The organism is Streptomyces sp. NPDC030799 (genome assembly GCF_055572255.1).
Map to the genome: position 1 here is coordinate 772,058 of NZ_JBVIDS010000001.1, position 19,088 is coordinate 791,145.

Consider the following 19,088-nt stretch of genomic DNA (forward strand, 5'->3'; position numbering starts at 1 on the left):
CGCTCCCGCCCCGGGGAGCGGGGCGTCACGCGCTCCTCGGCAGCCGCCCGCCCATCAACTCGGCATACACGTCCGCCAGTTCACGACCGGGCGCGATGCCCAGCTCCGCCCGGTAGACCGCGCACGCGCTGCGGTACGCCTCCAGGACACCGCCCACCTCGCCCAGCCGGTGATGGGCCCGCATCCGCAGCGCCCAGCCCCGGCCGCGCAGGGGCGCCGAGGACAGCAGACCGGTCAGATCACGCAGTGCCGCGCGCGGCTCGCCGACCCGCAGATGGGCCTCGGCCAGGTCCTCCACCGCCCGCATCCGCTCCTCGTCCAGATGCCCGAGCGCACCGAGAAGCGGACCGACGCGTGGCACCCCGACGGCCGCGCGGTCGCCGTCCCACAGCAGGAGCGCCGCCGCGAGCAGCCGCGTCGCCCGGTCGGCGTCCCCCGCGAGCAGCGCGGCCCGCCCCGCACCCGCCAGGTCCAGGAAGCGCAGGTGGTCGCAGGCCTCGGCGGGCGCCTCCAGCGCGTAGCCGCCGTCGCCCGCGGCCAGCCTCGCGGTGCCGCCCAGCGCCGAGCGCAGGGCGCTGGCGTGCGTACGGATGTTGGCCACGGCGGAACGCGGCGGCTCCCCGTCCCACAGGGCCTCCTGGAGCACATCGAGCGAGACGCGGCGCCCGGCGTGCAGCAGCAGGGTCACCAGCAGGGCACGCGGTTTGACGCCCCGCACCCCGGCCGGATCGCCGCCCAGCCGCACACGGCCCAGTATGCGAAACCCTTCGGCCATGGAAGTCCCCCTCTCCCCGCCCGCCCGCACGCGCGAGCGTTGATCCTGTGGAGCCTGTGACGGGCGAACTGCCCTCGTCAAGACGCTTGTTGGAATTTCTTTCTGCATCTTGCTGAAACGTTGGTGCAACAGTTAGGTTCACGCCACCCGTTGGTCGTTGATCAGTCAAACTCCCCCCACCCGCACAACGAAGTGCAGGAGCACACATGGCCAGAAAGACCCTGGCCGCCACGCTCGCCCTCGTGGCCGGCCTGGCGGTCCCCCTCACCGTCCCCACCGGTGCCGCCGAGGCCTCTCCGCCCGGCACGAAGGACGTCACCGCCGTCCTCTTCGAATGGAACTACGCCTCGGTGGCCCGCGAGTGCACCCGCACCCTCGGCCCCGCCGGCTACGGCTATGTCCAGGTCTCGCCGCCCGCCGAGCACATACAGGGCTCGCAGTGGTGGACCTCCTACCAGCCGGTGTCGTACCGGATCGCCGGCCGCCTCGGCGACCGCACCGCGTTCAAGAACATGATCGACACCTGTCACGCGGCCGGCCTGAAGGTCGTCGTCGACACCGTCGTCAACCACATGTCGGCGGGCAGCGGCACCGGCACCGGCGGCTCGACGTACACGAAGTACGACTATCCGGGCCTGTACTCGTTCCCGGACTTCGACGACTGCACCTCCCAGGTCAGCAACTACCAGGACCGCTGGAACGTCCAGCACTGCGAACTCGTCGGCCTGGCCGACCTGGACACCGGCGAGGAGTACGTCCGCAAGACCATCGCCGGCTACATGAACGACCTGCTCTCCCTGGGCGCCGACGGCTTCCGCATCGACGCGGCCAAACACATCCCCGCCGAGGACCTGGCGAACATCAAATCCCGTCTGGCCAACCCCTCCGTCTACTGGAAGCAGGAGGTCATCTACGGCGCGAACGAGGCGGTCCAGCCCTCCGAGTACACCGGCAACGGGGACGTCCAGGAGTTCCGCTACGCCTACGACCTCAAGCGCGTCCTCACCAACGAGAAGCTGGCCTATCTGAACAACTTCGGCGAGGGCTGGGGCTACCTGAACAGCTCGGTCGCCGGCGTCTTCGTGGACAACCACGACACGGAGCGCAACGGCAGCACGTTGAACTACAAGGACGGCGCCGACTACACCCTGGCGAACGTCTTCATGCTCGCGTGGCCCTACGGCGCCCCGGACATCAACTCCGGCTACGAGTGGTCCGACGCGGACGCCGGCCCGCCCAACGGCGGCACGGTCAACGCCTGCTGGCAGGACGGCTGGAAGTGCCAGCACGCGTGGCCGGAGATCAAGTCGATGGTCGCCTTCCGCAATGCGACCCGCGGCCAGTCGGTCACCAACTGGTGGGACAACGGCAACAACTGGATCGCCTTCGGCCGCGGCACCAAGGGCTATGTGGCGATCAACCACGAGTCCGGCAGCCAGACCAGGACGTACCAGACGTCACTGCCCGCGGGCACGTACTGCAACGTGCAGAACAACACGACGGTGACGGTGAACTCCAGCGGACAGTTCACCGCCACCCTGGGCGCCGACACGGCGCTGGCGATCTATGCGGGAAAGCCGAGCTGCTGAGCTGCTGCCCCGTGCCACTCGCCGCGTAGCCGGAGTTGTTCAGCGAGAGGGCCGACGTGGTCGTCGTCGACCTGTTGGCCTTCGACTCCCAGGTCACCCTGCCCGCGGAGTCCCTTTGCGGCAGTCGCGGAGCATGCGTCAAGGTTGACGTTGAAACTTCTTGCTATGAGTTTCAAGACTCTTGCTGTAAAGCTTTCGGCAGCGATACGGTCGCGCCGGGTCGGACCCAAGAGAGCCGCATTCGCTAGGAGTTACCGCCTGTGATACCGAGAGCGAGACGGGCCGCGGCCGTAGCCGCCGTAGCCCTCGCCGCCGCACTGATCCAGCCACTGGCCGCCCACGCGGCCGGCCCGCCCGCGCCCCCCTCGGACGCGGCCCTCGCCGCCCAGCCCGCACGGCACGGCGACACCCACGAGCAGTTCTACTTCGTCATGCCGGACCGTTTCGCCAACGGGGACAAGGCCAACGACGAGGGCGGACTCACCGGTTCGCGACTCAGCACCGGCTACGACCCCACCGACAAGGGCTTCTACCAGGGCGGCGATCTCAAGGGTCTGACCAAGCGGCTGGACTACATCAAGGGCCTCGGCACCACTGCCATCTGGATGGCCCCCATCTTCAAGAACCGCCCCGTGCAGGGCACCGGAGCCAATGCCTCCGCCGGCTACCACGGGTACTGGATCACCGACTTCACCCAGGTCGACCCCCACTTCGGCACCGGCAAGGACCTCAAGACCCTCATCTCCAAGGCGCACGCCAAGGGCATGAAGGTCTTCTTCGACGTCATCACCAACCACACCGCCGACGTCGTGGACCACGAGGAGAAGTCCTCCGACTACCTTTCCAAGGGCGCCTTCCCCTACCTGACCAAGGACGGCCGGCCCTTCGACGACGCCGACCACGCGGACGGCACCAGCAAGTTCCCGGCCGTCTCCCGCGACTCCTTCCCGTACACCCCGAGGGTCACGAGCCGGTCCAAGGTCCCGGCGTGGCTCAACGACCCGACGATGTACCACAACCGGGGCGACTCGACGTACTCCGGCGAGTCCACGACCTACGGTGACTTCTCGGGCCTGGACGACCTGTGGACCGAGCGTCCCGAGGTCGTGCACGGCATGGAGAAGATCTACGAGCGGTGGGTCGAGGACTTCGCCGTCGACGGCTTCCGGATCGACACCGTCAAGCATGTCGACCTGCCGTTCTGGACGCAGTGGGCGACCGCGCTGGACACCTGCGCGGCGGCCCACGGCCGCAAGAACTTCTTCATGTTCGGCGAGGTCTACTCCGCAGACACCTCGATCACCTCCCCGTACGTCACCCAGGGCCGCCTCGACGCCACTCTCGACTTCCCCTTCCAGGACGCCGCCCGCGCCTACGCCTCCCAGGGCGGCAGCGCGCAGAAGCTCGCGGGTGTCTTCGGCGACGACTACAAGTACACGACCGACAAGGCCAACGCGTACGAGCAGGTCACCTTCCTCGGCAACCACGACATGGGCCGCATCGGGTACTTCCTGAAGCAGGACAACCCGAAGGCCACCGACGCCGAGATCCTCAAGAAGGACGAGCTGGCCAACGAGCTGATGTTCCTCAGCCGCGGCAACCCGGTCGTCTACTACGGCGACGAGCAGGGCTTCACCGGCTCCGGCGGCGACAAGGACGCCCGCCAGACCATGTTCGCCTCCAAGGTCCCCGACTACCTCGAAGACGACGAGATCGGCACCGACCGCACCCACGCCGACGACTCCTACGACACCTCGGCGCCCCTGTACCGGCAGATCGCCGCGCTCGCCAGGCTGCGCACGGCCAACCCGGCCCTGACCGACGGAGTCCAGACCGAGCGCTACGCGGCCGACGGCGCCGGGGTCTACGCCTTCACCCGTACGGACGCCGCGTCCGGGCAGGAGTACGTCGTCGCCCTCAACAACGCGGGCACCGCGCAGACCGCGAGCTTCGCCACCGGGTCCGCCGGCATGGCGTACCAGGGCATCTACGGCGCCTCCGGCTCGGTGCAGTCCGACGGCGACCGCAAGGTCACCGTCACCGTCCCGGCCGAGTCCGCCGTCGTCTACAAGGCCACCGGCCCGCTCGGCAAGCCCGCCGCACCACCGGCCGTCGCCCTGAAGGCCCCGGCCGCCGGAGCCACCGGCACGGTGCAGATCGGCGCCGACGTCGACGGTGGTCAGCTGAACCGGGTCGTCTTCGCCGCCCAGGCCGGCGACGCCAAGTGGCAGGTCCTCGGCTCCGCCGACCACGCCCCGTACAAGGTCACCCAGACCCTCGGCAAGGACATCCCGGCCGGGACCACGCTGCGCTACAAGGCCGTCGTGATCGACTCGGCCGGGCACACCGCGAGCACCACGGCGAGCAGCACCTCCGGCACCCCGCCCGCGCCCGGTACCCCCACGGCCTCCTCGCGCGACTACGCGATCGTCCACTACAAGCGCACCGACGGCGACTACGCCGACTGGGGCCTGTACGCCTGGGGCGACATCGCCGACGGCGAGGCCACGAACTGGCCGGCCGGCCACCCCTTCACCGGCCGGGACGCCTACGGCGCCTTCGCCTGGGTCAAGCTCAAGCCCGGCGCGTCCGACGTCGGCTTCCTGGTCGTCGACAAGGACGGGAACAAGGACGTCTCCGCCGACCGGAGCATCGACGTCACCCGGACGGGTGAGGTGTGGGTCGAGCAGGGGAAGACGGACGTACTGACGCAGCAGCCCGACCGTCCCGCGCAGGACAAGACCAAGGCCGTCATCCACTACCACCGCGCCGACGGCGACTACGACGGCTGGGGTCTGCACGTCTGGACGGGTGCCGCGCACCCCACCGACTGGTCGGCCCCGCTGAAGCCGGTGAAGACTGATGCCTATGGCGCGGTCTTCGAGGTGCCGCTCACCGAGGGTGCCACCAGCCTCAGCTACATCGTCCACAAGGGCGACGACAAGGATCTCCCGGCCGACCAGTCCCTGGACCTCAAGGCCGGCGGCCATGAGGTGTGGCTGTTGAACGGCCAGGAGCAGTACCTGCTGCCGCAGCCGGCGGGCAGCGCCGCCGCCCTCGACCTGAGCACCTCCAAGGCGATCTGGATCGACCGGAACACGCTCGCCTGGAACGGCGTGGACGGCGCCGCCTCCACCCAGCTGCTGTACAGCCACGACGGCTCGATCACCGTCAAGGACGGGGCGCTGACCAGCGACGACGAGCGCTGGATCCGGTTGGGCAGGACTCAGCTGACCGATGCCCAGAAAGCGAAGTTCCCGCACCTGAAGGACTACACCGCCTGGTCCGTCGACCCACGTGACCGCGACCGGGTGCGCGCGGCGCTGAAGGGCCAGCTGGTGGCCTCGCAGCGGGCGGCGAACGGTGCCGTGCTGGCCGCGACCGGCGTGCAGGTCGCGGGCGTGCTGGACGACCTCTACCCCGGCGCCACCCGGGCCGCGCTCGGGCCGGTCTTCCACGACGGGAAGCCGACGCTCTCCGTGTGGGCGCCGACCGCGCAGAGCGTCGCACTGGAGCTGGACGGCTCGGTCCACGCCATGCACCGGAACGACACCACCGGCGTCTGGTCCGTCACCGGCCCGGCGTCCTGGAAGGGCAAGCCCTACCGGTACGTCGTGAAGGTCTGGGCGCCCAGCGTCCGCAAGACGGTCACCAACAAGGTCACCGACCCCTACTCCCTCGCGCTCACCGCCGACTCCGAGCGCAGCCTCGTCGTCGACCTGGACGACAGGTCCCTCGCCCCGAGCGGCTGGTCGGCCCTGCGCAAGCCGAGGGCCGTACCGCTGAAGGACGCGCAGATCCAGGAGCTGCACATCCGGGACTTCTCCGTCGAGGACCGCACCTCGAAGCACCCGGGCACCTACCTGGCCTTCACCGACAAGGACAGCGACGGCTCCAAGCACCTGCGCGCGCTGGCGAAGTCCGGGACGTCGTACGTCCACCTGCTGCCCGCCTTCGACTTCGCCACCGTCCCCGAGAAGAAGGCCGACCAGGCGAGCCCCGGCTGCGACCTCGCCTCCTACCCCGCCGACTCCGACAAGCAGCAGGAGTGCGTGGCGAAGACGGCCGCGAAGGACGCCTACAACTGGGGCTACGACCCGTACCACTACACGGTCCCCGAGGGCTCGTACGCCACCGACCCGGACGGCACGGCCCGTACGGTCGAGTTCCGCAGGATGGTCCAGGGCCTGAACGAGGACGGCCTGCGGGTCGTCATGGACGTCGTCTACAACCACACGGCGGCCGGCGGCCAGGCGGACGCCAGCGTGCTGGACAAGATCGTGCCGGGCTACTACCAGCGCCTCCTCGCCGACGGGTCGGTGGCCAACAGCACGTGCTGTGCCAACACCGCGCCGGAGAACGCGATGATGGGCAAGCTGGTCGTGGACTCGATCGTCACCTGGGCCAAGGAGTACAAGGTCGACGGGTTCCGCTTCGACCTCATGGGCCACCACCCGAAGGCCAACATCCTGGCGGTCAGGAAGGCCCTGGACGCGCTGACGCCGCAGAAGGACGGCGTCGACGGCAAGAAGATCATCCTGTACGGCGAGGGCTGGAACTTCGGGGAGGTCGCCAACGACGCCCGGTTCGTGCAGGCCACGCAGAAGAACATGGCCGGCACCGGTATCGCCACCTTCTCCGACCGCGCCCGTGACGCCGTGCGCGGCGGCAGCCCCTTCGACTCCGACCCCGGCGTCCAGGGCTTCGCCTCCGGGCTGTACACCGACCCCAACTCCACCACCGCCAACGGCTCGAAGGAGGAGCAGAAGGCGCGCCTCCTGCACTACCAGGACCTCATCAAGGTCGGCCTGACCGGCAACCTCGCCAAGTACCACTTCACGGACACGGACGGCAAGGAGGTCACGGGAGCGGAGATCGACTACAACGGCTCGCCCGCCGGATACGCCGACGCACCCGGCGACGCCCTCGCCTATGCGGACGCGCACGACAACGAGTCGCTGTTCGACGCGCTCACCTACAAGCTCCCGAAGGACACCTCCGCGTCCGACCGGGCCCGGATGCAGGTCCTGGCGATGGCCACGGCCGGCCTCTCGCAGGGGCCGTCCCTGTCCCAGGCGGGCACCGACCTGCTGCGCTCCAAGTCGCTGGACCGCAACTCCTTCGACAGCGGGGACTGGTTCAACGCCATCCACTGGAACTGCGCCGACGGCAACGGCTTCGGGCGCGGACTGCCCCCGGCGGCCGACAACCAGTCCAAGTGGGACTACGCCCGGCCGTTGCTGAGCACGGTCGAGGTGGGCTGCGAGCAGATCACCGGGGCCTCCGCCGCCTACCGGGACCTGCTGAGGATCCGTACGACGGAGAAGGCGTTCTCGCTGGGCACGGCCGCACGGGTGCAGGACGAGCTGTCCTTCCCGCTGTCCGGCAAGGACGAGACGCCGGGTGTCGTCACCATGCGGCTCGGTGACCTCGTCGTGGTCTTCAACGCCACCCCGCAGCAGCAGGAGCAGACGATCGGCGCCCTCGCCGGCACCGGCTACCGGCTGCACCCGGTGCAGGCGAAGGGTGCCGACCCGGTGGTGAAGACCTCCGCCTACGCGGCCGGCTCGGGCACGTTCACCGTCCCGGCGCGGACCGTGGCGGTGTTCGAACGGGTGGCGGACTAGGTCGTCCCGGGGGGATTCACCCCGGGGTTCAGGAACCGAGGGCGATCAGCCGGCCGACGAGCTCCGCGAAGGGGCCGTCGGCCGGCTCGTCCTTGACCATGGTGCGCAGCAGGTCGGCCATCTCCTCGTCGTAGGCGGCGCTGACGGCGGCCAGCGCGGCGAAGTCGTGCACGAGCTGGAGTTCCAGCTCGGCGCGCGGGACGCGGCGGCCGTCCAGCCAGATCAGTGCCGTCGACTCGGCGAGCGAGATCCATGAGCGCACGACCAGCTCCAGACGCGGCGGCGCGTCGGTGACGCCGAGGTGCGACAGGATCTGTTCGTAGGCGGCCTGCCGCACGGAGTCGATGAGCGCGTTCGTCGCCGAGGAGCCGACCGCCGGGCCGCCGCGCATCAGTGCCGAGAAGCCGGGGCCGTGCTCGTCCACGAAGTCGAAGAAGCGGCGCATCACGCGCAGCAGCCGGGCGCCGAGCGGCCCTTCGTGCGGCTCGCTGAAACGGCCCGCGAGATCCTGCGAGGCACGCTTCAACGCAGCCTCGTAGAGGCTGAGTTTGCCGGGGAAGTAGTGGTAGACCAGCGGGCGTGAGATGCCCGCGGCCGACGCTATCTCGTCGATGGAGACCTCGTCGGGCGAGCGTCGGCTGAACAGGTCGAGGGCGACACCGATCAGCTGCTGCCGCCGCTCCTCGACGCCCATCCTGCGGCGAACCCCGGTACTCATGGGCACACCTTACCGATCGGATACCGGCGAGAGTGATCACATGTCGAGCACCAAACGATCGCTCCTGGACCGGGACACACAGATCAGCATCGAGTCGGGCCGTTCGTCGTCCGTCAGCAGCTCGTCCCGGTGGTCGATCTCGCCCTCCAGCACCCGCTGTTGGCAGGTCCCGCAGAACCCCTGCTCGCAGGAGTAGGCGGTGTCCGGCAGCTCCCTGCGCACGGCCTGCAGCACGGTGGAGCCGGCGGGGACGGTCACCGTCCGTCCGCTGCGCCTGAGTTCCACCTCGAACTCCGTGTTGCCGTCGGACGACGTACGGGGCGCGAACCGTTCGAGGCGGACGTCCGGGAAGCGTGCCGCGACCGCCGTCATGAGCCCCTCGGGCCCGCAGCAGTAGAGGGCGGTCCCCTCGCTCACCTCCAGAGCGTCGAGGTCCGGCCTTCCCTCCACGACGGTCACCCGGTCATGGCCCAGCTTCTCGACCTCCTCCAGGAACGGCATCGAGGCCCTGTCGCGCCCCGCGTACAGCAACCGCCACTCGGCGTTCTCCGGCAGGGCCCGCAGCATGGGCAGGACCGGGGTGATGCCGATACCGCCGGCGACGAAGACGTACGCGGGCGCCGCGACCAGGGGAAAACGGTTCCTCGGGCCGCGCACCTCCAGTTCCATGCCCTCGGCGAGCTGCTCGTGCACCTCCCGCGAGCCGCCCCGCCCGTTCTCGACCAGCCGGATCGCGAGGGTGTACGAGGAGGTGTCCTCGGGGTCGCCGCACAGCGAGTACTGCCGGACGAGGCCTGACGGCAGGACGAGGTCGAGATGGGCTCCGGGCTCCCAGCGCGGCAGGTCCCGCCCCTCCAGGCGCAGTCGGACGACACCGTCGGCCACCGTCTCGTGCGAGGTCACCAGCAGCCGCAGGGCCCGCGAGCGCGGTCGGCCCGAGATGGGCTCCTCCAGCGCGGGCATCGGCCACAGCGGTGAGGCCTGGATGCGGCGGCGCAGGGCCCGCCGGGTCAGCAGGGCGGCGCCCGCGACGAGCGCGACATGACGCAGCTTCGGCATCAGGCGGCCCTCTTCTCCGCCGCCGTGGCCGCCGGCGAGGAGGCCAGGTAGGCGATGGCCTGCTCGGTGTCGCCCTCCTGTGAGGGATGGTAGTCGCGGCTGAGATAGCGGGGGATGGACCTGAGCATGTCTCCGGTCGCGGGCAGCAGGCCCCGCCTGCCGCGGACGTGGAACTCCCTGAAGGAAGCCTTGCCGCCGACGAGGGTCGGATCGTTCTCCATGAAGAACCGGGCCCCGCGCTGCCACAGGAACACCAGTGCCGAAAAGGCCGTGGCCCAGGTCCGTACGCGCCGGCGGTAGCTGCCGTCGACGTGCATGAACAGCTCGAAGGCGACGGAGCGGTGCTCCACCTCCTCCGCGCCGTGCCAGCGCAGCAGGTCCAGCATGGTCGGATCGGCGCCGCGCCGGTCCAGTTCGTCGGCGTTGAGCACCCAGTTGCCGAGGAATGCGGTGTAGTGCTCGATGGCCGCGATGAGCGCGACCCGCTCCATCAGCCACCAGCGGCGCGGCCTGCCCGGCGGCAGCGTCCGGTCGCCGAGCAGCTTCTCGAAGAACCAGTCGACCTGCGCGGTGTACGGCGTCGGATCGAGGCCCTGCTCGCGCAGATGCGGCAGCACCTCGTCATGGGCCTGGGAGTGCATCGCCTCCTGGCCGATGAACCCGATGACGTCCTCGCGGAGCCGGTCGTCCCGGATGTACGGCAGCACCTGCTTGTACACATGCACGAACCACCGCTCACCGGCGGGCAGCAGCAGGTGCAGCACGTTGATGGTGTGCGTGGTGAGGGGATCTCCCGGCACCCAGTGCAACGGCGTGCCGTCCCAGGAGAAGGACACCTTGCGTGCCTTGAGCGGCACCCGGGCCTGCGTGTTAGACATGGCGTCAATGTACTGGTGGGTAGGGGTGCTGAGAACCCCTGCGGCAGCGCTTGTTTACGCGACTGTCAACAAAGGCCCTCCCCGTGGTGCCTCTCCTACCGCAACCCGCTGATCTCCGTGCCGTCGACCAGCGTGCCCTTCAGGTCGGCCCGTGCCCCCTGCTTGGCCCGGGCCACCAGGAACCGGCCCTGTCCGGCGGCGGAGACCCCGCCCCCTGCCTGGATCGTCGCGGTGTCCTTGTCGCCCGCCGCCAGCAGATACCAGTGCCCGGCCGCGGACTTCCACAGCACCCCGGCCAGCACATGGGGGGCACGCGGCCCGCAGGAACGGGCGTCCGTGCCCTTGGCGACCACCGCACCGACCCGTCCGCCCGGCGGGTGGAACTGGGCGAACGCGCCCGTACCGTCGCCGCGCCAGGTCTCGGCCCGGGTGCACACCCAGTCGGCCGCCCCGCTGCCGTCCGGCAGCGGCTGGCCGGCGAACGTCCAGGCGTTGACGCTGCGCACCCCGGCGGAGCGCTCCAGCGACAGTGAGCAGGCGTACGGCGCCCAGGCCCGCAGCCCGGCCGCGCCGGACGCCTCGCCGGCCGCGCCGGGCCGGCCGGCGGTGAGGTGGGCCGGTACCAACTCGCCCAGGTCGGTGCTGAGCTGGGAGCCGGTGGCGCCGGTCAGCTGGAGCACCGGCCAGGAGGTGCAGTTGCCGGGGCGCAGTGCCGGGCTGGCCAGCGGGGCGGTGACGCCGTTGCTGATCGTCAGCGGCGTCGCGGCCGCCTCCGGCTTCATCAGGTCCCGCGAGGCCGCCTTCTTCACCCAGGGCGCGGTCAGATACTGGACGTTGCCGTCCGAGCGGCCCAGCACCAGGGCGCTCGCCTCGGCACCGGTCGCGCCGTCGGCACGGGCGAGGTCGAGGGCCGCGCCCTGGGTGCCGTCGACCGGCTCGGCGTAACGGGCGATGCGCAGACCGTCGTAGAGCATCACCACGCGGGCATTGTCGACCTGGCCCGCGTACAGCAGCTGGGGCGGACCGGCCGGGCCGCCGGTGTCGGTGCCGGGAGTCGCCGAGACATGGACGGTCTCGCCGGGGCGGGCCCATACGGCGAGGGCGCGGCGCAGCAGGGCCGTGTCGCCGGTGAGCGGGCCGCGCGCGGGCCACACCGAGAAGTCGCTACGGGCGGCGGACTCCCAGGTGATGGGGGAGACCCGGATCAGCCTGCCGGGGTCGAGGGCGGCCTCGGCGGCCGGATTCCCGGCGTAGGCGGGTGCGGCGGCGCCGTCCGGGCCCCAGCCGCCGCGGGGCAGGGCGACCAGCGCCCCGCACACCGCGAGCGCCGCGGCGGCCGCCAGCGCGGCCTTGGTGTGCTGGCGGCGGCGCATCAGATCGGTGGGCCGGGCCTGGAGCAGACAGGGGTCGAACTCGGGGGAGGAGAGCAGCGCGGGCTGGGTCGGCAGGCCGTTGGCGTCGGCCAGCGCGCCGCCCGGGTCGTCGACCCCGGCGGCCGTGAGGACCGTACGGATGTCGGCGTCGGACAGCTCCTCCAGGCCCCGCAGCACATAGGCGGCGCGGGCCGGGCCGGACAGGGCGGACAGCCGCTGGTCCAGGGCCAGTTCGTCGGCGCCGCCCGAGCGCGGGAACAGTTTCAGACCCCACACCTGGGGCAGCAGCGGCGGCAGCTGGGAGAGCCGGGGCAGGCCCTTGCGGGGGCGGGCCGCCTCCAGGGCCGCCCGCAGGACGCGCTCCCGTAGGAAGGCGTACCCCAGGTCGCCCTCGCGGCCGGAGGTCTGGGCCGGGATCGTGCACTGCTGCCCGCGGCCCGGGGGCAGGGAGCGCTGGGCGAGGGCGTGTGCGGTCAGCACTCGGCGGCTGCGGCCGAGGCCCGGTGGCAGCACCAGGTAGGCGATCCGGACCAGCCGGGGATAGTGCTCGACGAGCGCGGCCTCGGCCTGTTCGAGGCCGACCGGTCCGGTCTCGTCGGCGGAGGCGGGTGCGTGACGCTGGGCTACATCCTGTGACTGCACGTCCGGAAGAACGAACGAGCCGGAAGGTTGGTCACCCCCGGATGGGTGATTCACCCTTCCGGGGGTGACCTGTCCGTCCCGCGCCCCGATTGAGCGCCCGGCGGCCCGCAGCCGTATCCGAAGGAGCTGAGGCATGCTTGGCCGACCGGGACCGGAGGAACAGATGAGGCTGACACGTACGGTGCTCTGCGCGGCGGCGGTACTCGCGCTGGCGGGCTGCGGCTCGGGCGGGGACACCAAGGCGGTCCCGCCCGCCGCGACGGGCAGCCTGGAGAGCCTGGCCGCCGAGGTGAAGTGCAAGCCGAACATGCAGACCGACGCCGACGAGATCCGCCAGGCCATCTGCAAGAACGGCGACGGCAGGTTCATCCTCGCCACCTTCGCCACCGACCGCGGCCAGCGCGAGTGGATCAACGACGCCAAGGACTACGGCGGCTACTACCTCGTCGGCCGCAAGTGGGTCGCCGTCGGCGACGACGGGGTCGTCAAGGCGCTGCGCGGCACGCTCGGCGGAGACGTCGAGATCGGCACCGACCACCACGCGCACCACGGCTGAGAGCCCGGTCCTTCCGGGAGCGGACACGGCGGAGGCCGGTGACGGGAGGGGGGTCCGTCACCGGCCTCGTTCATGGCCCGGGTCAGATGGTCAGCGCATGGTCACGCGCAGTTCTGGCCGCGGTTGATGCAGTCGGCGATGCGGTTCGCCAGGCCGCCGGTCGTGACGCTGATGAAGTCGTCGTGGTCGGTGGCCGGCTTGTGGAGCTGCTCCGGGAAGCCGTCCACCGCGTAGGCGTTCTTCACCTGGCCGTTCTGGACGACCGGCGGGGTGATGTTGTAGACCAGACGCATCGTCAGCTGCGGGATTGCCTTGAAGCCGTTCGGGCAGACACCGCTCGCGGGGTCCGCGAAGGCGACGTGCGTACGGTGGTTGGCGCTGTCGATGTTCTGCCCGTCCCAGCAGCTCTGGAAGGCGAACGTACGCACCACCTTGCTGCCCTGCGGGCAGATCGGGTACTGCTGCGTCAGCTGGACCTTGTTCTCGAAGCCGGTGCAGCTCCAGTGCGCGTTGGCGTTCGCCAGACCGTTGGTGGTGGTCTTGGCGTCACCGGTGATGATGCGCAGGAACTGCGGCATCGCGACGACCTTGCTCGCCGGGCTGCCCACGTACTTGATCTGGGCCTGCACCGGGGTCAGGATCTTGCCGACGTTGCCTTCCTTGCCACCGCCGTCGGCGTTCTGGTCGAAGTCCTGGCTGCCGTCCTGGACCCGGACCACCGGCCAGTAGTACGACGACAGGTCGTTCCGGTTCTGGCAGCTGGTGCCGCCCTGCAGGAACGTCTGGTTGCTGGAGAAGGCGTTGACCTTCTGGTTGCCGACGTAGTCGTGCAGGTGGTGCGCGCCGTTGGTCACGCCGGGCGCCACGATGACGTTGTCGGTGTTGTGGTTCTTGTTGGCGTTGACACCGCAGCGCGTGGTGAACGTACCGGTCGAGGCGTTGCCCTGCCGGCGCGGCTTGCCCTGGACGTTCGGCGCGACCTTGGTGATGTCGACGAAGTCGGCCGCGACCGGGCCGTTGCCGGCCTGCCCGCCGATGTTCTGCGCGTTGCCCTGCTGGCCGTTGTTGCCCTGCTGCTGGCCGCCGTTCTGCTGTTGCTGGCCGCCGTTCTGCTGCTGGCCGCCGGTGTTCTGCTGCTGGCCACCGGTGTTCCCCCCAGCGGTGGTCTGGTTGGCGGTCTGCGTCGTACAGGCGGCGAGCTGCTTGAGCGAGTTGTCGAAGGAACCGCCGACGCGCTGGATGTCGATCCGGATCCGGTCGATCGTCGCCGCCCGCTTCTCCTTGAGGGGGCCGACGATCGCGTTCTGCACGAAGCTCGGATCCTTGGCCTGCGCGTCCCGGGTGGAGGCGAGCCGGTTGTAGGCCTCGGTGACCTGCCGGTCGAGGTTCGCCAGCTCGGTCGCCACGCCCTGACGGGCCCGCCAGGGCACGTTCGTCAGCTTCTGCTGGACGTCCGGGCAGGAGACCGTCGCGACCTGCGCCGTCGCGGCCTTCGTCTGATTGCCTCCCCACATCTGGTTGTTCGACTCGTGCGCCGAGGCATAGAAGTTCGCCCAGATCAGCCCGCCCCCACCGAGCGCTAGGGCCGCCGATGCGGCAATGGCCTTGGTGGCCAGCGGCGTACGGCGTTTTCGTGTGTTGCGTCCCATGGAACTCCTCTGACTTCCTTGCGGGGCAGCATCGAGGCGCCCGACAGGAGTGAAGCGGCGTCCTTCCATACGGACGCCGCCCCAGAGGTGTTCACCGGTCTCACAAATTCCTCCCAGGAACACAGGAGTTGGCAGGTCGGCGGTCCCTGTCGGGTTGCCGAAGACGTTGAAGGTGTGCGGGGATGTACCGGAGGGCGACGACCAGGAGCGCGGCGGCCGGTCGCCCCGGGGCCCACGCGCGGGTCATTCGCCCGAAGACCCGTCTTCCGGGGTGTTGCCGGGTACACCCCCCGCCCCGGCCAGCGCCCGCGCCTCCACCTCCGGATCGACACCCTTGACCGTCCGGTCCGGCCGCATCGGGGCCACGCCGCCGATCTCCGTCAGCCACCGCCAGGTGTCCGCGACGGTCTCCGCGGCGGGCCGGCACACCAGCCCGGTGGCCAGCGCACGGGACACGTCGGTGCGGTGCACGCAGGCGTACAGCTCGGTGTCCGGCGGCACCCACACCGGCAGCCCGGTCCACGGTTCGATGCCGGCGGCCAGGACCGCCTCCGGGTCGGTCCAGCGCAGCTCGGCGTCCGCACCGGTGACCTGGACACACAGGTCGAGCAGCTCGCCCATGGTGCTGTGCCCCGGCGGGCCGATCAGGTCGTACGGCCCGCTCCGCGACTGTGCCACCGCGCCGAGCAGCCAGCCGGCCATGTCCCGGACGTCGATGAACTGCACCGGCAGCTCACGCGGCCCCGGGGCCAGCACCGGGCCGCCCCGGGCGATTCGGGTCAGCCACCACGGCAGCCGGCCGACGTTCTCGTGCGGGCCGAGGATCAGCCCGGCCCGCACCAGCAGCGAGTCCTGCGCACCGAAGACCTCCAGGGCGGCCAGCTCCCCGCCCCGCTTGTCCTGGGGGTACGCGGTCTGCTCCGCGTCGGCGAAGGCACCCTCGACCAGCGGCCCGAACTCGGCCTCACCGCCCAGCGAAGGCCAGGGCCAGGCGTACACGGACCGGCTGGACACGTACACGTACCGCGCGGCACGGCCCCGCAGCAGCCGCGCCGCCGCGAGCACCGCACGGGGCCCGGCCGACCAGGTGTCGACCACGGCGTCCCAGGTGCCCGTGTCCGCGGCGAGCGCGGCCAGGCCGTCGGGGGCGGTGCGGTCGCCGTGCAACGACCGTACACCGGGCGGGGGTTGGTGGCGTCCCCGATGGAAGACGGTCACCTCCCAGCCGCGCCCCAGCGCCGCCTCCACGACGGCCCGTCCCACGAACTCCGTACCGCCCAGCACCAGAAGTCTCATACCGGTGATCATGCCCGCTCGGGTCGTGCGCCGGTACCGGGCTCTGCCGAGGGCAGAGCCGGAGTCAGCGGGCGGCCGGCGGCGTGTACTTGTAGCCGACCCGGCGCACCGTCTGGATCGACTGACGGTGCTCGGCGCCCAGCTTGCGGCGCAGCCGCGCGATGTGCACGTCGACGGTGCGGCCGTCCCCGACATGGCCGTAGCCCCACACCGTGGTGACCAGCTGGTCGCGGGTGTGCACCCGGTGCGGATGGGCCACCAGGTGCGCCAGCAGCTCGAACTCCAGGTAGGTCAGGTCGAGTACACGGCCGTCGACGCTGGCGGTGCGCTGCACGGAGTCGATCCGCACCCTCGGCTCGGCGTCCGTGTCCACGGCCGGCTCCGGCTGGTCCGGCACCGCGACCGGCAGGAACGGCGGCCGCTGGTCGGCCGGGACCAGCACCAGGTAGCCGACCATCGGCGGCCGGCCGGGCAGGGTGGGCAGGGTGTGCTGCGGCGCGGGCAGCCAGGTGGCGCCCGGCGGCAGGAAGTCCGCGACGTCGACCACCTCGTCCCGGTCGACGGCGCGCAGCCGGTGCCGGGCGGGGGCGGTGAGGGCGGGGGTGGAGGAGAGAGAACGAGTGGTCGCCATGAGAGGTCAGCTCTTTCGCGCGAGAGGTTCGTCGGTTGATGCGACGGCCGCGATTCGTGGTCGGGCGCGCCGGGGACGTACGTCGTTCCGCGCTGGCCGAAGGCCGGGGGTTACGGCTTTAGAGGGCCCGCGCGTTCATCACGCGGCAACACACCCGGTCGAAGTCGTGGTGCTGACGGGAAGGCCAGAAGGGCTCGAGGTCATGGCGACCCGTCGCGGAGATCTTCTGGAAGCTGGCCATGCGCCCATTGAAGCAGACACCGGCGCCGGGCAGGACCCTCCTCTCACTGCTTGGACGCTTCCTTGGTGCGAAGTTGACGTCGCGTGGATTGCCGTGCCCCGCACAAGGCCCTGATCGCGGGCCTGCCCGCCGTTCGCCCGTCCGAAATGCCGTCTCGGTATGCGGACGCGGCCGGCTCAGTCGAGCACGCTCGCCGTCGCCAGCAGCTCCCGCACGGCGGACCGCAGGACGTAGTCCGGGTGCGGGCCGCCCGTCACGAACAGGTCGTGGGCGGCACGGCGGGCCGACTCGGCGACCTTGCGCAGCGGGTCCACGGCGAACCGGGGCAGCAGGCCGATCGCGATCAGTGCCGGCAGGGCGGCCGGCTCGAAGGGGGGCCAGTGGTCGTCCGCGACCAGCCACCGGGCGAGCGGCTCCACCGTGTCCTCGGTCCTGCCCGTGATACGCCACACGGTGAGTGCCGCCCGGCCCCGGCGGCCGGCCGTGTGCCCCTGTGCCAGCCATGGCTCGACGAGCGGCAGCAACGGCGCGGCGTCCGGCCCCAGTTCTCCCGCCTGCGCGAGCGCTTCCGTGGTCTCCTCCGCGAGTTGCGCACCGAGGAGAGCGAGCGCGGGCTCCGGATCGCCGGTCACCCGGTGGTACGCCAGCGCGGCGGCCGTCGACACCGGGGAGTCGGCGTCCCCGGCCGCCGCCCGCAGTGCCTGCGTGCCGACGGCACCGGCGGCAGGGCCGAGCGCGCCGAGGACGGCGACCGCGCCGCCGGATCCGCCGGTGCGTTCCGCCACCAGCGCGGCGAGTCCGGCCAGGGCCTGCGAGGCCGCCTCGGGGTACCGTGCCAGCACGGTGACCAGCTGCGGCGGGGCCGCGTCAAGCCGCGCGGCCACGGCCCGGGCCACGGGCAGCGCCCCCGCCCCGCACACGTCCGCCACCGCGGTGACGGCACGGACGGTGCCGTCCAGGCCGGGTGCCTCCGCGATCAGCCGCACCGCTTCCGGTACGACTCCGGCCGCACCGGTGCGGGCCAGCACGGTGAGCGCCGCCGCCCGCACCTCCGGGTCGTCCGCGCCCAGGTACGGCAGCACCCGCTCCCGCACGCGGGGGCGGGCCTGCGCCGGCAGTGCGCAGGCCGTCCGGGCCAGCCGGTACAACTCCCAGGGCGTGCCGTCGAGTTCCGCCAGGACCCACGGCAGCACCTCCGCCTCGCGGTCCCGCCAGCGCTCGGTGATCTCATGGGCGAGCGGCACGCCCTGGGCGAGGGCCCGCAGGGCCGCTTCCGGGTCCTCCTCCAGGAGCCGGTCGGTGAACGGGCGGTAGGGGTGCGGCCAGTACCCGGTCCCGCGGTCGTGCGGGTCGGCCGTGTACGCCCGCGCGCAGACGTCGACCAGCTCTGCGGGCAGCGGCAGATCGGCGGTGCGCAGCAGGTCCTCGGCGGCGGCGAGCCGTACCCGGGGCCCGGGGTCGGACAGCAGACCGTGCCGCCAGCCGCCGTCACCCGCCTCCAGCAGCGCCAGCGCGGTCACCACACGCCCGCGCACCTCGGCGTCGGGCTCCGTGTCGAGCCGGGCGCGCAGCAGGGGGAGCAGCGGCAGGGCGTGGGGATGGCCGAGGCACGCGATCAGCAGCACCATGGCGTCCCGGACGTCCGGGTCGGGGGCGTGTGCGAGGTGCAGCAGGGACGGCAGCGCCTCCGCCACGGCCCGCCGTGCGGCGGCGCGTTCGGCGGGTTTTCCGGATCCGTCCGCGATGCCGGCGATCAGCCCGAGCAGCTGCGGCCGGTGGCCGGGGCCGTGGAGGGCGAGCCGGGCGAGGTGGGGGACGGCGGCGGCCGAGGCGTCGTAGATGTCCCCCTGGTGGCACAGGGCGGAGAACAGGTCGTGCGAGGCTTCCTCGCGTACGCCGGTGTCCTCGGACTCCATCGCCCGCAGCAGGCCGGGGATGTCGTCGGCCGGGCCGTACGCGTGCGAGAGCTTCCCCCAGTCGGTCTCCGCGTCGATCTCCATGACAGCGCACGATAGGACAGCGCGCGACACGCAGCAGGGGCGCCCACCGTTGCG

Annotated in this window: 12 protein-coding genes; 3 read left to right on the forward strand and 9 right to left on the reverse strand. The window is 71.4% G+C overall.

Going from position 1 to position 19,088, the window contains the following annotated elements; genetic code table 11:
- Nucleotides 1–25: 25 nt before the first annotated feature.
- Nucleotides 26–775: an AfsR/SARP family transcriptional regulator gene (locus ACZ41I_RS03395; RefSeq protein ID WP_363216817.1), complete on the reverse strand. Its 750-nt coding sequence runs from the start codon at nucleotides 773–775 to the stop codon at nucleotides 26–28.
- A gap of 206 nt (nucleotides 776–981) precedes the next feature.
- Here ACZ41I_RS03395 and ACZ41I_RS03400 point away from each other — a divergent pair, with 206 nt between their 5' ends.
- Nucleotides 982–2,364 carry an alpha-amylase family protein gene (locus ACZ41I_RS03400; RefSeq protein ID WP_399773681.1) on the forward strand — a complete coding sequence of 461 codons (1,383 nt, stop codon included), beginning with the start codon at nucleotides 982–984 and terminating at the stop codon, nucleotides 2,362–2,364.
- 260 nt (nucleotides 2,365–2,624) lie between these two features.
- Nucleotides 2,625–7,991 carry a pullulanase-type alpha-1,6-glucosidase gene (gene pulA / locus ACZ41I_RS03405; protein ID WP_468513043.1) on the forward strand — a complete coding sequence of 1,789 codons (5,367 nt, stop codon included), beginning with the start codon at nucleotides 2,625–2,627 and terminating at the stop codon, nucleotides 7,989–7,991.
- 28 nt (nucleotides 7,992–8,019) lie between these two features.
- On the opposite strand, the gene ACZ41I_RS03410 is transcribed toward pulA, so the two are convergent.
- From ACZ41I_RS03410 to ACZ41I_RS03425, 4 genes are all read right to left on the reverse strand, one after another.
- Nucleotides 8,020–8,709 carry a TetR/AcrR family transcriptional regulator gene (locus ACZ41I_RS03410; protein ID WP_363216814.1) on the reverse strand — a complete coding sequence of 230 codons (690 nt, stop codon included), beginning with the start codon at nucleotides 8,707–8,709 and terminating at the stop codon, nucleotides 8,020–8,022.
- 36 nt (nucleotides 8,710–8,745) lie between these two features.
- Nucleotides 8,746–9,768 carry a PDR/VanB family oxidoreductase gene (locus ACZ41I_RS03415; RefSeq protein WP_468513044.1) on the reverse strand — a complete coding sequence of 341 codons (1,023 nt, stop codon included), beginning with the start codon at nucleotides 9,766–9,768 and terminating at the stop codon, nucleotides 8,746–8,748.
- Nucleotides 9,768–10,646, reverse strand: a complete 879-nt coding sequence (locus ACZ41I_RS03420) for a metal-dependent hydrolase (protein WP_468513045.1) — start codon at nucleotides 10,644–10,646, stop codon at nucleotides 9,768–9,770. Before ACZ41I_RS03420 ends, ACZ41I_RS03415 begins: the two co-directional genes overlap by 1 nt.
- A 95-nt stretch (nucleotides 10,647–10,741) precedes the next feature.
- Nucleotides 10,742–12,661, reverse strand: coding sequence for a hypothetical protein (locus ACZ41I_RS03425; protein ID WP_399773670.1), 1,920 nt, complete (start codon nucleotides 12,659–12,661; stop codon nucleotides 10,742–10,744).
- Nucleotides 12,662–12,824: 163 nt separating this feature from the next.
- Here ACZ41I_RS03425 and ACZ41I_RS03430 point away from each other — a divergent pair, with 163 nt between their 5' ends.
- Nucleotides 12,825–13,217 (forward strand): hypothetical protein, encoded by a 393-nt coding sequence (locus ACZ41I_RS03430; RefSeq protein WP_363216810.1) that lies wholly within the window; start codon nucleotides 12,825–12,827, stop codon nucleotides 13,215–13,217.
- 101 nt (nucleotides 13,218–13,318) lie between these two features.
- Here the strand turns inward: ACZ41I_RS03430 and ACZ41I_RS03435 are convergent, their stop codons facing one another.
- The 4 genes from ACZ41I_RS03435 to ACZ41I_RS03450 form a co-directional block, all read right to left on the reverse strand.
- Nucleotides 13,319–14,866: a DUF1996 domain-containing protein gene (locus tag ACZ41I_RS03435; RefSeq protein ID WP_363216809.1), complete on the reverse strand. Its 1,548-nt coding sequence runs from the start codon at nucleotides 14,864–14,866 to the stop codon at nucleotides 13,319–13,321.
- 243 nt (nucleotides 14,867–15,109) lie between these two features.
- Nucleotides 15,110–16,162 (reverse strand): NAD-dependent epimerase/dehydratase family protein, encoded by a 1,053-nt coding sequence (locus tag ACZ41I_RS03440; RefSeq protein WP_468513046.1) that lies wholly within the window; start codon nucleotides 16,160–16,162, stop codon nucleotides 15,110–15,112.
- A 64-nt stretch (nucleotides 16,163–16,226) separates the two neighbouring features.
- Nucleotides 16,227–16,793 (reverse strand): winged helix-turn-helix domain-containing protein, encoded by a 567-nt coding sequence (locus ACZ41I_RS03445; protein ID WP_363216807.1) that lies wholly within the window; start codon nucleotides 16,791–16,793, stop codon nucleotides 16,227–16,229.
- A gap of 417 nt (nucleotides 16,794–17,210) precedes the next feature.
- Entirely contained in the window at nucleotides 17,211–19,034 is a 1,824-nt protein-coding gene (locus ACZ41I_RS03450; protein WP_468513047.1) for a hypothetical protein, read from the reverse strand.
- Nucleotides 19,035–19,088: the final 54 nt, after the last annotated feature.

Bases quoted from the DNA above. Each gene is read 5' to 3' on its own strand.
- ACZ41I_RS03395 (WP_363216817.1), bottom strand. From the start codon at position 775: ATGGCCGAAGGGTTTCGCATACTGGGCCGTGTGCGGCTGGGCGGCGAT.
- ACZ41I_RS03400 (WP_399773681.1), top strand. From the start codon at position 982: ATGGCCAGAAAGACCCTGGCCGCCACGCTCGCCCTCGTGGCCGGCCTG.
- ACZ41I_RS03410 (WP_363216814.1), bottom strand. From the start codon at position 8,709: ATGAGTACCGGGGTTCGCCGCAGGATGGGCGTCGAGGAGCGGCGGCAG.
- ACZ41I_RS03415 (WP_468513044.1), bottom strand. From the start codon at position 9,768: ATGCCGAAGCTGCGTCATGTCGCGCTCGTCGCGGGCGCCGCCCTGCTG.
- ACZ41I_RS03420 (WP_468513045.1), bottom strand. From the start codon at position 10,646: ATGTCTAACACGCAGGCCCGGGTGCCGCTCAAGGCACGCAAGGTGTCC.
- ACZ41I_RS03430 (WP_363216810.1), top strand. From the start codon at position 12,825: ATGAGGCTGACACGTACGGTGCTCTGCGCGGCGGCGGTACTCGCGCTG.
- ACZ41I_RS03435 (WP_363216809.1), bottom strand. From the start codon at position 14,866: ATGGGACGCAACACACGAAAACGCCGTACGCCGCTGGCCACCAAGGCC.
- ACZ41I_RS03440 (WP_468513046.1), bottom strand. From the start codon at position 16,162: ATGAGACTTCTGGTGCTGGGCGGTACGGAGTTCGTGGGACGGGCCGTC.
- ACZ41I_RS03445 (WP_363216807.1), bottom strand. From the start codon at position 16,793: ATGGCGACCACTCGTTCTCTCTCCTCCACCCCCGCCCTCACCGCCCCC.
- ACZ41I_RS03450 (WP_468513047.1), bottom strand. From the start codon at position 19,034: ATGGAGATCGACGCGGAGACCGACTGGGGGAAGCTCTCGCACGCGTAC.